General features: G+C 38.7%; 18 protein-coding genes. 6 read left to right on the top strand and 12 right to left on the bottom strand.

Annotated elements, in window-relative coordinates:
- Position 1: 1 nt before the first annotated feature.
- From FAZ25_RS01325 to zapA, 7 genes are all read right to left on the bottom strand, one after another.
- On the bottom strand, positions 2-1,339 hold the full coding sequence (locus tag FAZ25_RS01325; RefSeq protein ID WP_040189878.1) for a DnaD domain protein: 1,338 nt from the start codon (positions 1,337-1,339) through the stop codon (positions 2-4).
- On the bottom strand, positions 1,326-1,946 hold the full coding sequence (coaE, locus tag FAZ25_RS01330) for a dephospho-CoA kinase (RefSeq protein ID WP_040176601.1): 621 nt from the start codon (positions 1,944-1,946) through the stop codon (positions 1,326-1,328). The genes FAZ25_RS01325 and coaE overlap by 14 nt, the downstream gene beginning before the upstream one ends.
- Entirely contained in the window at positions 1,946-2,677 is a 732-nt protein-coding gene (locus FAZ25_RS01335; RefSeq protein ID WP_040176600.1) for a DUF975 family protein, read from the bottom strand. The genes coaE and FAZ25_RS01335 overlap by 1 nt, the downstream gene beginning before the upstream one ends.
- A gap of 8 nt (positions 2,678-2,685) precedes the next feature.
- Complete coding sequence (mutM, locus tag FAZ25_RS01340) at positions 2,686-3,528, bottom strand: bifunctional DNA-formamidopyrimidine glycosylase/DNA-(apurinic or apyrimidinic site) lyase (protein ID WP_040176599.1); 843 nt, start codon at positions 3,526-3,528, stop codon at positions 2,686-2,688.
- A 176-nt stretch (positions 3,529-3,704) separates the two neighbouring features.
- The gene (locus FAZ25_RS01345; protein ID WP_004907415.1) at positions 3,705-6,110 is read right to left on the bottom strand and encodes an endonuclease MutS2; all 2,406 of its coding nucleotides are present in this window, start codon (positions 6,108-6,110) and stop codon (positions 3,705-3,707) included.
- 65 nt (positions 6,111-6,175) lie between these two features.
- Positions 6,176-6,697 carry a CvpA family protein gene (locus tag FAZ25_RS01350; protein WP_004900200.1) on the bottom strand — a complete coding sequence of 174 codons (522 nt, stop codon included), beginning with the start codon at positions 6,695-6,697 and terminating at the stop codon, positions 6,176-6,178.
- Complete coding sequence (zapA, locus tag FAZ25_RS01355; protein ID WP_004900204.1) at positions 6,694-7,098, bottom strand: cell division protein ZapA; 405 nt, start codon at positions 7,096-7,098, stop codon at positions 6,694-6,696. Before zapA ends, FAZ25_RS01350 begins: the two co-directional genes overlap by 4 nt.
- Before the next feature lie 72 nt (positions 7,099-7,170).
- On the opposite strand from zapA, the gene rnhC reads away from it, so the two are divergent.
- The 3 genes from rnhC (at position 7,171) to FAZ25_RS01370 (ending at position 9,122) form a co-directional block, all read left to right on the top strand.
- Positions 7,171-8,097, top strand: a complete 927-nt coding sequence (gene rnhC, locus FAZ25_RS01360; protein WP_048801701.1) for a ribonuclease HIII — start codon at positions 7,171-7,173, stop codon at positions 8,095-8,097.
- Between the two features lie 30 nt (positions 8,098-8,127).
- The gene (locus FAZ25_RS01365) at positions 8,128-8,424 is read left to right on the top strand and encodes a hypothetical protein (RefSeq protein ID WP_004907417.1); all 297 of its coding nucleotides are present in this window, start codon (positions 8,128-8,130) and stop codon (positions 8,422-8,424) included.
- Positions 8,425-8,633: 209 nt separating this feature from the next.
- Positions 8,634-9,122, top strand: coding sequence for a hypothetical protein (locus tag FAZ25_RS01370; RefSeq protein WP_004900212.1), 489 nt, complete (start codon positions 8,634-8,636; stop codon positions 9,120-9,122).
- A gap of 44 nt (positions 9,123-9,166) precedes the next feature.
- Here FAZ25_RS01370 and FAZ25_RS01375 read toward each other — a convergent pair whose 3' ends face one another.
- Positions 9,167-10,540, bottom strand: coding sequence for a carboxylesterase family protein (locus FAZ25_RS01375; RefSeq protein ID WP_192269729.1), 1,374 nt, complete (start codon positions 10,538-10,540; stop codon positions 9,167-9,169).
- Between the two features lie 21 nt (positions 10,541-10,561).
- The gene (locus FAZ25_RS01380) at positions 10,562-11,146 is read right to left on the bottom strand and encodes a TetR/AcrR family transcriptional regulator (protein WP_040176597.1); all 585 of its coding nucleotides are present in this window, start codon (positions 11,144-11,146) and stop codon (positions 10,562-10,564) included.
- Between the two features lie 169 nt (positions 11,147-11,315).
- On the opposite strand from FAZ25_RS01380, the gene FAZ25_RS01385 reads away from it, so the two are divergent.
- The gene (locus FAZ25_RS01385) at positions 11,316-11,828 is read left to right on the top strand and encodes a ClbS/DfsB family four-helix bundle protein (RefSeq protein WP_004900220.1); all 513 of its coding nucleotides are present in this window, start codon (positions 11,316-11,318) and stop codon (positions 11,826-11,828) included.
- A gap of 11 nt (positions 11,829-11,839) precedes the next feature.
- Here the strand turns inward: FAZ25_RS01385 and FAZ25_RS01390 are convergent, their stop codons facing one another.
- Positions 11,840-12,313: a TspO/MBR family protein gene (locus tag FAZ25_RS01390; protein WP_040189870.1), complete on the bottom strand. Its 474-nt coding sequence runs from the start codon at positions 12,311-12,313 to the stop codon at positions 11,840-11,842.
- A gap of 115 nt (positions 12,314-12,428) precedes the next feature.
- Between FAZ25_RS01390 and FAZ25_RS01395 the strand changes: the two genes are divergently transcribed.
- Both FAZ25_RS01395 and FAZ25_RS01400 read left to right on the top strand, forming a co-directional pair.
- Positions 12,429-13,055: an NAD(P)H-binding protein gene (locus FAZ25_RS01395; RefSeq protein WP_040176595.1), complete on the top strand. Its 627-nt coding sequence runs from the start codon at positions 12,429-12,431 to the stop codon at positions 13,053-13,055.
- A 44-nt stretch (positions 13,056-13,099) separates the two neighbouring features.
- Positions 13,100-13,441 carry a hypothetical protein gene (locus FAZ25_RS01400; RefSeq protein WP_004900229.1) on the top strand — a complete coding sequence of 114 codons (342 nt, stop codon included), beginning with the start codon at positions 13,100-13,102 and terminating at the stop codon, positions 13,439-13,441.
- A 295-nt stretch (positions 13,442-13,736) separates the two neighbouring features.
- On the opposite strand, the gene wecB is transcribed toward FAZ25_RS01400, so the two are convergent.
- Both wecB and FAZ25_RS01410 read right to left on the bottom strand, forming a co-directional pair.
- Complete coding sequence (gene wecB / locus FAZ25_RS01405; protein ID WP_040189868.1) at positions 13,737-14,819, bottom strand: non-hydrolyzing UDP-N-acetylglucosamine 2-epimerase; 1,083 nt, start codon at positions 14,817-14,819, stop codon at positions 13,737-13,739.
- 89 nt (positions 14,820-14,908) lie between these two features.
- Positions 14,909-15,589 carry an EAL domain-containing protein gene (locus FAZ25_RS01410; protein ID WP_040189866.1) on the bottom strand — a complete coding sequence of 227 codons (681 nt, stop codon included), beginning with the start codon at positions 15,587-15,589 and terminating at the stop codon, positions 14,909-14,911.
- Positions 15,590-15,611: the final 22 nt, after the last annotated feature.

Consider the following 15,611-nt stretch of genomic DNA (forward strand, 5'->3'; position numbering starts at 1 on the left):
ATTAGTTTCTCGTCTTTATATTCTTTAGTTTAGCTAACGCAGCGGCAGCTGCATCGGTGCCCATGTTTGCTGACGATTCCGGTGCTACTGTTTTTGGCTGTTGTTGTAAAAATTTAGGCGCTGTTTTTTCAACTTTTTTAGAGCGACTAAAACGTTTTTCCTGTCTGGATAAATTAGCTTGTTGATGTTGCTGAATTTGAACTAAGGCTTTTTCAGGAGAATCAACACGATTTTGCGTCCATGAATCAGCAATTGTTGTGACCAAAGCGCCTTTTAGACTATCATTCTGCAGACCAATCAACACATAATGGACCAAAATATTGATAACTGCCATTGGCAGAACACTTTGTGCCACTAAATAATCCACCAAATCACGTTCATTTTTTAACACTAAGCCATTTTTTAGCGTCGTTTTAACATAGGCTAAAAAGTCTTGGGCGCTCGTTGTACTTGCAATTTCAATCAAAGCCTTAGCTTCTGAATTTTTAATCTCTGGTATCCTATTTTTTTCGTCAGTTACTTGATTAGTAGCCGGTATCATCACAGATTGAGGTCGCGCTACTTGAGCTCGTAATAAGCGTTGTACATCTTTTTCACTTATTTCATGTTTATCAAGACTGACACTCTGACTGATGATATTTGCTAATGTCACTTCATCCACACCATAGTTTAAATGCATGGCAACTAGAAAATTATGGTGTTTCTCGATTTCATCTTTCGTTGTACCATGTACCATCTCTGCCATATCATTGAAACTAAAGTCAGTTGCTTCTGCAGTAACCTTTGCCTCTTGATACGCTAATGGTGTGGTTGGGACACTCTCATCACTTTGATTCTGAAAAACTTGTAAGAACCGCGCAGAAATATCCTTGCCTAATAGTTCCTTTTGCCCCTGAACATCGTAACGCATTTGTAGCGTTAAATAGCGTTCTTCACCAACAAATTTATATAAAAGGCCAGCGAGTAAGGGCTCTTTGAAAAAGCGATCTGCCATTAATGGCATCATCAACCGATAGCCGTATACTTCACCTACAGCATCGTGTTCATAAAAAGTTTTAATGAGTCCTGCAGCCTCAAGACGGCGACGAAATTTAACAAAATTAGGTAAACTAATATTCAAACTATCTATCAAAAAATTATGATCTTGTCGATGTAACTGATTGGCTGTATAAGGTAACTCATTGACTAACAAATGATACAAGGCATAACTTGTCGAGCCAATAAAAGGCAAATATAAAGTAAACACACGTTCTAGGTCGTCTGGTGTAATAAGATGATCACTTCGAATGAAAACACCTGAAGTGGCGTGAAATTCAATTGTCTCACTACTTTGTGTCATATTCTGGTGCAATGTCCTTTAATTTTTCTATGAGATCGTCTACTTGTGCTTTCAGCTGTGATTTATCCCCATTATTATTAATCACGTAGTCAGCACGAGCTACTTTCTCTGCAATTGGCATCTGTGTACGCATACGGTTTTTGGCTTGTCGCTCATCTAAACTGTCACGAGATTTTAAGCGCGCTAATTGTACCTCAGGGTCAGCGCTGACAACAATGATTTTATCCACATGATAATTTTTATCATATTCTCGTTCGAACAAGAGCGGGATGTCAAGGATTAAAACAGGTACGTGTTGTGTGCGCCAAAAGTTTATTTTATCTGCCATTACTGAACGAATCGCTGGTTGCATAATTGCATTCAATCGTTGTAATTCACTTTGATTATCAAAAACAATATTCCCTAATTGACTACGGTTTAACACACCGTTTTCAATGACACCGGGACCAAAAGCGAGTTTAATGGCTTCTAGTGTATGCGTGCCAGGCTCAACAACTTCACGTGCCACGACGTCGGCGTCAACAATTGGCATCCCTGCATCTCGTAGCATGGTACTGACTGTCGATTTTCCAGTAGCAATGCTACCCGTTAAACCAATAATAACCATTAGGCCGCCTGCCTTTCTGCTAATTTGAGCGTCAAAAGATGACGCGAATAAGCAACACGTGTGGCATTAAGATAGGGAATGACATAAATGTAAGCTAGTCCTGCTGTTACAAAACCTAAAATATGCCAACCAATAAAGCTCAATTCCAACAAAAATAACTCCCATTTACGACCAGCCATTAGTCGACGACTAATCGTGATGTAATCAGTTAACTGACGTTGACGTGTCCCATGTTCAATATCTATTTTATAAATGAAATAAGTCTGTGAATAAGCAAAATACTTAACCACTCCTGGTACAATCAATAATAATGTCCACAAAAACATCAAGACACTTTGGACAATAGCTAACAACAATGTGTGCCAAATATTACCATGCGTAAAAGCTTGAAAAGCGGTTTTTAGGGTTGGTTTTGTTTTGGGTTGCTCATACCAGTCAATTAGTGTCCAACACACACTCCACGTCAATACAAGCTGCACTGCTTGACTCAAAATATCTTGAATCGTCTCATACATTTGGCTAATACGATCATCACTAGAAACACTAACATCACTTATCGTTGCGAATTGTCGGAATACAATATACAGAGATAAGAGTGTACTAACTGTTGTCAAAATCGTTAAAACAATTGGTACGATGTTGATTTTAATAGCTGTGCCTAAACGACCATGATATAACGCACGTGCTTCACGCTTAACATTACGAATGCTAATTGGTTCTATTGAATTCATTCTTTCTCCTAAATAACTGAATTTGGTTTAAGCTGGCAAAACGGACAAAATGTCGTACCACGTTGTCCAACCTTAATCTTTGACATGGTAGTGCCACAACGTAAGCACGGTTGCCCCACACGTCCATAGGCTTGTAATTCATTTTGGAACTGACCGACTTCGCCAAAAACATTGCTAAAACTATGCACGGTTGTTCCATGATGCTTAATGGCTCGTGCCATTTCGTCAATAATATTTTGTCTTAAAACGGCTAACACTGTTCGTGACAAACTATTGGTTGGCGTTTCAGGATGAATTTTACTCTGCCAAAGCACTTCGTCAGCATAGATATTACCAATGCCAGCAATTTGATTTTGATCCAATAAGAAGCTTTTGACTGGCTTCTTTGATTTGGCAAACGCAGTCACCATATAATCTAAGGATAAATCATCAGCAGTGGGTTCTGGACCCAGTTTTGCCAACGAGGGCACGTCAATTTTTTCATGTCCTGTTGTCGCTAAAACCATTCGTCCAAAACGACGTGTATCGTTATAGAAAACTGCACGATTATCCGATAGTTCAAAAATAATTTCCGTGTGTTTATGTGGTGTTGCTTCACGCGGTTCAACAGAGTACTGCCCTTCCATGCGCAAATGAGAAACAATGGTATGGCCATTGGACAAACGTAATAATAAATACTTTCCTCGGCGATCAATTGCTGTAAAAGAGGCATTCATAACGCCAGTAATAAAAGCATTTGAATCACCGCTAATGACTTTTGGATACGGTAGTTTTACCTGAACGATATGTCCACCAATAATTAATTTTTTTAGACCACGGCGAACCGTTTCAACTTCTGGTAACTCTGGCATACTGAACAAATTCCCTTTCTAGCCAAACACAATGCTGCGTTGACAGTGTGACGGCATGTCGTTAATACTCATTTTACCACAATAAAAGCTGTAGCAATTTTTACAGTATATAGCCTGATAAAAAAAGAAGCTATGCAACTAATGCAATGACTTCTTTTTAAACAAACAACAAAACTTTATGATAATTCAGCAATTGTTGCCCCATCCCCACCTGCGTTAGCGTTAGCAAAGTGGTAGGCCTTAACACGACGATCAGATCTTAAAAACTCGGTGACACCTTGTCTTAAGGCACCTGTCCCTTTACCATGGATAATTTCCACAGTACCAAGATTAGCAAGCACTGCAGTATCTAAATAGCGATCCAATTCTGCCAACGCTGCTTCATATCGGACGCCACGTAAATCCAAACGAGACTTCGCTGTTGCACGTGCTGAACCAGAAGCCGTCTTGGTTTTAACAATTTTCTGTTGTTTTTGTTTGGCTTTAGATTGTTGGGCTTTGGCAGTCGCTTCTGTTTTAACAATGTCATCTTCGTCAACAAGCATTTTTAAAATACCCATCTCAACTTCCCATTGTCCGTTACTGTGCTGTTTAATTAACGTTCCCTGCTGGCCATAGGATTGCACAGTAATCTCATCACCAGCTGCTAGCTGTTTAGCTCGCTTGGCTTTTTGAAGTATCTTATTCTTTTCCAGACTACTATTTTGGCGCAAGCCATCCAGCTGACGTTTTTTAGCCTGTAAGTCTTGCTCACTAAGTTCACCCGCACTTTGACCTGCATTTAGTCGTGCTTTACGAATTTCTGAGATCATTTGTTCAGCTTGTTTTTTAGTTGCTGCAACAATATGATTCGCCTCATTTTTGGCATCTAATACAATCTTGGCGCGCTCTTTTTCCAACTGCCGTTGCTGTTCTGATAATGCTTCTGATTGTTTTTCCGTTGCTTTTAATTGTTCAGAAAGCGCTACATCATGTTGCTTAACCGCGTCACGTTGCGCAACCAAATCAGCAATCATTTGATTAAGATCTTGATCGGCATCGCTAGTCAAAGCTGTTGCTGCACCAATCACATCGTCGCCAAAACCTAAGCGCTTAGCAATTGCCAAAGCATTCGATTGACCTGGTACCCCCATCAAAAATTGATAGGTCGGCTTTAACGTACTGACATCAAAAACCATTGATGCATTAAGCGTTTCCGGTCGGTTATAACCATATAGCTTCAATTCCGGATAATGTGTGGTTGCAATCACAAAAGCACCCAAGCTAGCAACTTTATCTAAAATAGCAATTGCCAGTGCAGCCCCTTCAGCAGGATCCGTACCGGCGCCTAATTCATCAAAAATAACAAGCGTTTTATCGTCAATACGATCAATCATCGAGACGATATTAGCCATATGTGAACTAAAGGTTGATAAGCTTTGCTCAATTGATTGTTCATCACCAATATCTGCAAAAATTTCATGAAACACACCAACAGTTGATGGGCGTTTTGTCGTAATAAACAAACCAGATTGCGCCATCAACTGTAATATGCCTAGCGTCTTGATAGTTATTGTTTTACCACCTGTATTGGGACCCGTGATAATAATAGCCTTATAACCATCGCCAAGTGCAATATCATTGGCAACAGCCAAATCTTTGTCTAGTAGCGGATGCCAAGCTTGTTGCAAGTCAACTTTATTTTCTGTATTAACCATCGGCTGCATAGCATCCAACCGAGCTGCTAGGCGTGCCTTGGCATTTACAAAATCAAAATGCCCCAGAATCGTCACATTATTGGCGATTTCTTCTGTGTGTGGCGCTAAGGTCGCTGATAGTTCTTGTAGCACACGTTGTTCTTCGGCTTGCTCTTGGACACGTAGTTCACTTAATTTGTTGTTAAGCGTCACAACTGCTTGTGGCTCAACATACAACGTTTGTCCCGTCTGACTCTGATCATGGACCACACCGCCAAATTGACTACGATACTCAGCCTTAACAGGCAAGACATAGCGATCAGAGCGTATGGTCACAATTGGATCACTTAAATATTGTGCCGTCTTGCCTCGCGTGTATGCTTGCATTTGATTTTTAACTGCCTGCTCTGTTCCGTTGATACGGTCACGCACATGCTTCAATTCGTAGGATGCCTCATCATTAAGGCGGCCTGAGGAATCAATGGCAATCTGAATTTGACGTGTGATATCAGGCAATGTCACTAAATTCTTGGCTTGTTCAGGTAGCACACGTAATGATTCGCCTATCGCCTCGTCCTGCATTTGCTCAAAAAAACTAGCAATCGTACTCGTGTTACGTAACACGAGACTCATTTCAGATAGTTCAGTGGCACTCAAACTTGCTTCAATATTCAATCGCTTTAAATGTGGGGTAATGTCACTCAATTTAGATAGTGGTATACCACCCTTTAAGCGATCAATCAAAACAGCATCGGCTGTTTCTGCTAACCAGTGATTAATCAGATCAACATCACTGACAGGCTGTAGTTCATTAGCTTCTTGCAAACCTGTTGGCGTTGATAAAAAATCATTGAGTTGTAATTTAATTTTATCGTATTCTAATGTTTGTAAAACTTTATTATTCATATTTGTTTAGTATCTATCTTATTTATAGGCTGTACGAAAGTTATCACAATAAGGTGCCCATAAAATTATAGCCACCAATGATAAATTTGTTCAGCGAAAAAAGGGACATTGTCGAGGATCTGATTTAACTGGGGTGTGTTCAAGAACTGGTCTTGAATCCATGTATTTGGGACAACCGACAATAATTGGAGTGTGAAAAAAGCAATCACTGCACCAATAAAGCCGTAGAGGATACCACCAAGTACGCCATCAACCCACCCTAATAGCGGAATATGTCGAATAATTTTTAAGGAACGTAACACATAGTGACTGATTGCACCACCAACCATAAGTAATACAATAAACACTAGTCCTGAGCCCAAAAATTGTGTCCCGTGACTAACCACATCTTGTGGTACACTCGTTCTTACAAATTGCCCGTTCACGAAATTAGTTACTACTGAACCAACTGGCTTGGCAAATTTAATTGCTATATACCAAACAACAAACCAGAGCGCAATTCTTAATAAACCATTTACAAAACCATGTCGATAGCCGGATATAAACCATATTAAAATAAAAATGATGGCAGCGCCAAGTAAAATCATATTGAGGTTCCTTGTTTAAAAAGTTTATTAGTTGATCGTGCCTGGCTATCTTGCTTCGCGTGGTCAATAATTGAGCCAATCGCACTTTTTGATTCACGTCTTGTTGCCGGTTTCGTTGGTTGTTCACGCGCTGCTAACATTTTTTCTAGCTCAACAACTTGTTTTTTTAAGTTGTCTACTTCAGCTTGCTTATATAATTGATCTGATAATGCATTAAAAGTCAATAACATGGCTTGATCCATCGTTGAAATTTTAGGGGCAACAACTTTAATTTGTTGCCACTCCTTATTCAACAAAGTTTCTACTGCTTTAAAGTGTGGTAAGCTTGCCTGCCCTGAAATGATGTAGTTTTTACCAGCCAAATTTGCTTTATATTGTCGTTTCTCTTTTTGAGTTGCCATTGTATTATCCCTTATGATGTCCTACCAATTATACACCATATTTTTCTCAACAAAAACTGATATACTTATATTATGCAAATCGTTCTTCAAGTTTCTATACCACAACTTAAAAAAATGGCGGCCTATTACGCTCCTTACGCTGTTTCCAAAGCACCAAAAGGTGCAGTGTTTGCAGCTAAATTATCACAAGCAACAGTAACAGCTTACAAATCTGGTAAAGTCCTATTTCAAGGGAGCGGTTTTAAAGTAGAAGCTGCTCGTTGGCAAGACAATGCAAACCAGCCGACTCAAAAAATGAATGCTAGTCACGTAACGCCAGGTGCGACTATCCCAACTGATTTTGCTAATTGGTCTGTTATTGGGTCTGATGAGGTCGGTGCGGGAGCCTACTTTGGCCCACTGACAACAGCGGCTGTTTTCGTATCTAAAAATGACCTTGATTGGGTAAAAGCGCTGGGCATAGCTGATTCAAAAACTCTGACTGATGCCAAAATGCGGGACATAGCCCCTGAAATTATTCAACGCCTCCCTCACCATGTGGTCAATTTATTACCAGAAAAATACAATGCCCTACAGCCTCACAATAATGTTAATCAACTCAAGGCCATCTCACATAATTTTGCTTTGCATAAAGTCTTAGAAAAAATTGCGCCAATAACACCTGATGCCATTTTAATAGACCAATTCGCCCAAGCAACCACTTATTTCAACTATTTATCAAAAGCACAACAAAGCCCAGTCATTAGACAAAATGTTTATTTTACAACCAAGGGCGAACAGTACCATTTAAGTGTTGCAGCTGCTTCTATACTCGCTCGTGTGGTAGAATTAGATACTATGGTAGCTTTAAGTCACGAAGCTGGCATGACGCTCCCTATTGGAGCAGGAAAAGCTGTGGATTTAGTTGCGGCAAAATTAATACGTCAAGGTCAAGATTTAAATCACTTTGCTAAACTACATTTTGCAAATACGGCTAAAGCTAAATCACTCGTCAATTAAATTTATAACTTATATACTGGAGGCTCACTTATGTTTTTCATGTTATTCGTACCGCTACTTATTGTTTTATTTGTCGTTTATTTCTTCGCTTCTCTTTTTGCTAACACATTTGGTATTCTACCAAGATTGATTTTAGCAATTGTTTTTATTCTCTTAATCAGTTTTGTTATTAAAAACTTTTTCGCAGTGGTTGGTGTCTTGCTACTCATCGGCTTAGCTTTCTGGATCCGCGCAACATTTATTCAACCACCTAAACAACCCCATCACGACAGTCATGATCAAACATTTGATGGCGATTTTGAAGAAGTCGATAAAGATAAACATTAAAATCAAAAAAACACTTCGCGATAATTCGTGAGGTGTTTTTTAATGCATATCTTCTTTTTAAAACACACTAATAATTAATAAGCATTTTTCTTTATATTCTAAGTTCATTCTGATATGATTGTTCTATTGAACTATTTTAATTAGCATAGTTTATGTTTTCTTATGCACATAATTTCACAATTTATACATATCTGAAAGTAGTTACTATTATGAAAAATTACAAACCCACCTTACGCACATTAGTACACCATCCGACAACGTTAGCTTTGGCTTTGGTAAGCACCATGGTCATGTTTATGTTGACTTATAATACCGTCATTCGCTATGGTTTCTCTTGGCCAATTTTATTAAATGTCATCAAAATTTATCCTCTGGCAGTTATTTTCATCTATTGCTTAAGGACTTATGTGACCTTACCACTGGTCATACGCCTGCACCACTACTTCCCAAAAGCTATTTCAAACAAAATTCCGCGTCATATCACTGTGCCTTTGCTGGTTATTACTGGTAACGTCTCGATTATGATGGCAATTCTTACGGAAACACATCGTCAGCTATATCCGCTGTTTTTACCTGGTTATATAGATAATTGGGCCAAAACCTTTTTTGTCGCTATTCCCTTATTCTTTTTTATTGTTCGACCCGCGATTATTTATATCTTTAACCATTTAAAACTGCGTTTTCCAAAAGTCGATTAAAAAAAGGTGTCCTTGACGTAAGGACACCTTTTTTTAGTTAACAGTTATTCAACTATTCTTTGAATTGAACTGGTTTTATTAAACACCATCGTCTCAGAATCATTTGACGTCAGTTTTGGCCATGTCAAGTTCGGTGCAATATTTGGATTGCCATACTTAATAAACTGATAGAAATAACTTTGCATTTGGTGTGCTAATTGCTGAGCTGATAACTGATCCATGCCAGCTAACATCGGCGCATTGTCCCACATTTCAAAATTATCAAATATAAACGGCAATTCGATACAATGACAAGCCAAAATGTTTGGGTCAGCTGCCGGATAGGCCATTACATATTGGAAAACATCATTATGCCTATCTGCCATTGCCTTAAACAGTCTGGATGTTGGTTCAGTAAATATCGTTGTTGTACTCGTTGCAATAAAATCTAAATAATCGGCTTTTTTACTTTGTGGTGTTTGATGAAAAAATGAGGTCGTCTCGTGCGTTGTCGTTCCTCCAAAGATTACCACATGACCTTGCGCATGTCGCACAGCTTCAGAAATAATATCACCCTTTAACAGTTTGCCGTCAATCATTGGAATAAATCCAGTAGGAACATAATCGTGCGTCCGCTTTTGCATGGCTAACGTTACCGCTCCCTGTGCGGCAATTAATTCATCATCGGCCACATCTAATAGTTTTGAAGCTTGTTTGCTAGATAAATTAAAATGTGACAACAGTAGGGATGCGAGCAGTTGCGCATTTTCTTCCGATAAGGCTTCAACACTACCAGGAAAACTCATTAATCCAAGGCGATTAAAGAGTTGATAACTCTCGTCAGAAGCTAGTAAAGCTAAGCTGTACCAGGCTCCGGCTGATTGACCTGCCACTGTTACTTGTTCTGGGTCACCACCAAAGGCACTAATATGACGTTTTACCCATTTTAGGGCTGTGATCAAGTCATTCAAAGCTAAATTACCATCAGAGATGCCAGGTAATCGTAAGTTTCCAAAAACGCCTAGTCGATAATTAACGGTGACAACGACAACATCCCCATTCTCAGCTAAATGACGTGCATCATACCATGATAATGCCCCGCCACCTGTCAGAAATCCACCACCATGAATCCAGAAAAGCACAGGCTTTTTTCCTCTGACATCCGGTGTCCAAACGTTTAAGCGAAAAGCATCCTCACTTTGATTCTTTTCCCCTGGCTTAGAACCCATAACAGAGGCTAAACGATTTGGCCCTTGCTTGAATATCACACCAGGTTGCCTAGCATCTCGCACACCAGTCCAAGATATAGATGTCCCGACATGCTTGAAACGCCCTTGATTACTGCCATATGGTACATCATAAAAAGCGCTTGTTTGCCCTTCTTTGGTTCCTAATAATTGCCCTTGTGAAATCGTAACTACTGTTGCTTCATCTGCCATTTTTTACCTCTTCACCTAATACTAGATCATAATACCTTTCATAAATGACGTGAGTATCACGTCAATCGATGCTGTGTCTAACGCTTTACCATAGAAGAACACATTCATATAAACATCACCGAATAGCATATCTAAGACCACATCGATATTAATATCTGCCTTAATCAGCCCATCATCAATGCCCCGTCTTAATAATTGACTTGCCTGCTGTCGTCTTGGCTCAAAGAAACGTTGGTGAAACTGGTCTAATAAGTCGCAATCTTCTAGAATCGCAGTGATTAGTGCACGGCCCAGCGCGCTATCTAAAACAACAGTCAATTCCACGATGACTTGCTTAAAATCATCTAGTAATGGTGCTTCCTGATTGAAAACCACATGATCATCAGCTGTATCAAGGAAGGTTTCAAGTAGTAAGTTTTCCTTGCTACCCCACCAACGATAAATTGTTGCCTTACCCACACCCGCTTCTTTTGCAATCCGTTCTATTGTTAAATTAGCAAATTTAAAATCTTTTAATAGTGTCATTGTTGCTGTCATAATTGCTGATTTGGCTGCTTCATCTCGTGGTCGACCTGCGTGTGTCATATTTGTGTTCAAATTATTCATTGTGACCTCCTTCTGTCACTAATTATAAAACGATACGTTTCGTTTTTCAAGAGAAGATTAAGCGTATAAAATAAGAACATCTTAATGTAGGTAATATCTGCTATAATATAAGTATAATCTCATAAAACCTTGCAAGCATATTTGTTTTATTTTAAGAAAGGATTTTTCCGTGCAGACATATGATAATAAAACAGCGCTTCTAAATGCCATTCAAAGTAATTATGCTAAATACATCAATGAATTTGAAACCATTCCTAATGCCCTGCAAGATAAGCGCATCGACGAGGTTGACCGCACACCTAGCGAAAACTTAGCATACCAGTTAGGTTGGCTGACCGCCATATTGCGCTGGGAGAGTGATGAACTATCAGGAAAAAAAGCCGAGGTGCCCGCACCAGGTTATAACTGGGGACATCTCGGTGATTTATACCAATCGTTTTACCAGACATATGCAGATATGACACTTGAGGACAAAATCGTTTTATTGAATCAGCGTGTCTCGGAAATTTGTGACATGATTACACGGTTACCCGATGAGGTACTCTTTGAAGCTAACCAACGTGACTGGGCATATACCAAGGCACAATGGCCAGTATGGAAATGGCTACACATCAATACTGTCGCACCGTTCAAAACTTTTCGCACCAAAATTAGAAAATGGAAAAAAGTTGCTTTAAGTTAAACTACTGACCATTAGTTTAAAATCAGAACAGCAATTGATAGATACGATGCAAACAATAGCCAAGCAAGATATGGGATTAGTAAATATTTTACGCGGCGTTGATCTAACACTAATAACCAAACAACTAAACTATCCATCACAACAATCATGATTGAGGCTAACCATAAATTGGCAAAAGAGAAGAACACCACCGTCCAAAGTATATTCAAAGCCAATTGGCCATACATGGCATAATATATGACCTGCCTATTGGTTATCACACTGCTAAGCTTAGCACAATAAATGCCAAGTAGAATATATAAAATACCCCAGGCAGGGCCAAATAGCCAACGTGGTGGTGCAAGTGGTGGTAAGTTAAATTCGCCATAGACTTTAGCAATTGACACACCCCTAATCCACTCGACGCTAAATGACGATAAAGACCCTAAAATTAAAATAGCTACTGTACACAATACAGCTTTCACTGGGACAGATAATTGTTTCATCATGATTCTCCTTTTTACTTTTCTATTCATCCTATTACTCTATTCTAACATTCGACGGCCACGTATTTTAAACTGATCACTTGGACAAGGCAACATTGTTAAGGAGGTAACTGATATGACCACAACCAAACAAAAAATCGTTATAGCTGGTGGTACTGGCTTTGTGGGACAAGGCATCATTAAACAACTACCACCACAATTATTTGATGTTCACAGTCTGTCACGCCATGGCCGTCAACCAAAGAATGGCGAGTCAACGACCTACCATGCCGTTGACTTTAATCAGCCTGATCAGCTACAAGCTGTTATCATGGATGCTGATTGGGTGATTGACGCAATTGGTATTCTATTGCCTAACCCTATCAAAAAACAAAATTACCAAAATAGTAGTTACGAACCGGCAAAAAAATTGATCGATGTTGTCGTGCAATCGCCAAAAACAAAATTTTTGTTTGTTTCAGCTAACACCGGTCCCTTCTTTATGAGACCCTATCTCAAAGCAAAACGTGCCGTTGAGAAAGATATGGCACAACTACTTCCTAAGCGTTCTTTTTCGGTTTACCCAGGAATTATTTTTGACAAAGATCGCACCAGTTCTTACCTACCTGGCTTAATGGTGGCTCGCCTGCGAGGCATATCTTACTTTTATAAGCTAAGGGCAATTCCTAGAACATACTTCGCTAAAGAAATTAAAAAAATATTATTAGGTCATCGTAGTGAATTACAACAGCGACGTGTGTAATCACGCGCATCCCTATCACGAGAAAAACTTTAAGGAGAGAAAACATGGATGAAAATGGCACAAACGTACCTGCTGAAGTGAAAGGCTGGAACTGGGGCGCTTTCATGTATAACATTTTTTGGGGTATTGGCAACAAAACCTATTTGCCTTTACTATGCTTAATTCCCGTTTTTAATTTTGTTTGGATTTTCGTATGCGGCTTTAAGGGTAATGAGTGGGCTTGGCAAAAGAATGATTACAAGGATGTGGCGACTTTTAAGGCCGTACAAGCCACATGGAACCGTGCTGGGCTAGTGCAGTTCGTTATTACAATTGCCGCTATGATTTTGTATTTCTTATTCTTTGCTGCCATGGTATCATCGCTTATCAATTATTCACATGATTAAAAATATCATGGTTAAATCCTATCTAAACACTGGTAAGATGAATCCCTCTATTAATCTTTTATGCACTAATATGACTCATATGTAAGTTATATCATATAGAATTTTTCAGGTTGAATTAAATATTTTTGTCATAAAAAACACCATCCCCTTTTCGATCGGCGTTGTGCGTTGCACCAGTTACCTAATTCACGCAATTGTTCTAACTGTCTTTTTGACTTATTTCATACCGTTTTAATACAAAATAACCTTGAATGGCATCACACCATTCAAGGTTATTTTGTATTAAATATGAAATTTATTTATTGAAATGTTCATGAATAGCGTCTAAAATCTTCTCACTAGCAAACCCATCACCATATGGATTTTTAGAGTTGCTCATTTTTTGGTAAGCTTCTTTATTTTCAATCAGCGTCTCAACTGCGTGATAAACATCGTTTTGATTGGTACCAATGAGCTTTAAAGCACCTGCGGCAACACCTTCTGGTCGTTCAGTTGTATCACGTAATACAAGTACTGGTACACCAAATGATGGCGCTTCTTCTTGGACACCACCAGAATCAGTCAAAATCAGATAGCTTTCATTTTCCATACGGTGGAAATCAATTACATTTAGTGGCTCAATTAACTGCACGTTATCAAGGTCACCTAAAATACGGTAAGCAATTTCTCTTACCTTGGGATTTTTATGTAAAGGATACACAACACTAAGTTCTGAATATTTCAGGGCGATGTCTTTAACTGCCTTAAAGACATTTTCCATGGGTTCTCCAAGATTTTCACGGCGATGCATTGTAATAAGAATTTGGCGACGATCTTTTTTTACTTTTGACGGAACTGTGTAGCGCAGTGCGTCAATTGCTGTGTTACCGGTAATATAAATATCTTCAGGCGCATGATTTTCTTGTAATAAATTCACTTTGCTTTCTTCGGTTGGAGCAAAGTAAATATCGGATAATACATCGGTTAATTGTCGGTTCATTTCTTCTGGAAATGGCGAATACTTATTCCAAGTACGAAGTCCGGCTTCAACGTGCCCCAACTGAATATGGTGGTAAAATGCTGCAATTGAAGCTGCAAAAGTGGTAGAGGTATCACCGTGAACCAACATAATATCTGGCTTTTCTTCTGCTACCACCTTCTCCATTTCTGTTAAAACTTTAATCGTAATTTGACTCAAAGTCTGATTTTTACCCATGATATCTAAATCATAGTCTGGCTTGATTTTAAAAATATCCAGTACTTGATCTAACATTTCGCGATGTTGCGCAGTTACTACCGTAATTGATTGAAAACGCTCGTCTTTATCAATAGCTTTAATCAGAGGTGCCATTTTAATGGCTTCTGGCCTCGTTCCAAACACAATCATTATTTTTTTCATGTCCCTGCTCCATTCTTAATATAAATTACTTTTTACCTCTAAGGCAACTGTTAAACTGTTTCGTATCACAAATCAACGCGCTCTTTCTATTAGATAAATTGTTCTGGCATACCATATAGATATCCCGATCTCAAATCAATAGCTAATACATCAAGCAGATGTTCATCGGCTTTAGTTTCCACACCAGAAACAATTAATGCAAGTTGGTATTTGTTAGCTAGTTTCCCCCAGAACGCAATAGGCAGATCAAGCCATTTTTCTTTGTGATTAAAGTATTTAATATCCAATTTTAGAATATCAATAACAGGCAATAGATAGTGAATCCTTTTGGCAAAAGAAAAGTCGGCACCCAAATTATTAATTGAGAACAACACCCCTTGCTTTTTAAATGCAATCATCTTTCGAAGAATCGAGCGGACACGCTTTCTTTTGACGATTTCATGATAAGAAATCTCAATGACAAGATCAAGCGGTTTTATGTTCTCAACAATTTGTGCGATTTTTTTCTTAAAATCACGACTTAAAAACTGTTCTAGTGTCAATTTAACAATCACTTTAAAATGATTATCACGCACATTCTCGAGGCTTTGCTTAATGTTATCCTGCAAAATAAAAAATGGTAGCGTATCAACATGAGGTGGTAATACCCATTCATGATTTGCATCTTGTTCTCTTAATACAGACTCAACACCTTGTAATTCATGCTTGCGATTGTATATTTTATTATAAAAATAAACATATTTTTTTATATCTAAAGAACTTCGTTTCAATTTTTTTTTGCTCCGTATTATG

This window comes from Leuconostoc sp. LN180020 (assembly GCF_014844115.1).
In the GTDB taxonomy this organism is placed as follows: domain Bacteria; phylum Bacillota; class Bacilli; order Lactobacillales; family Lactobacillaceae; genus Leuconostoc; species Leuconostoc citreum.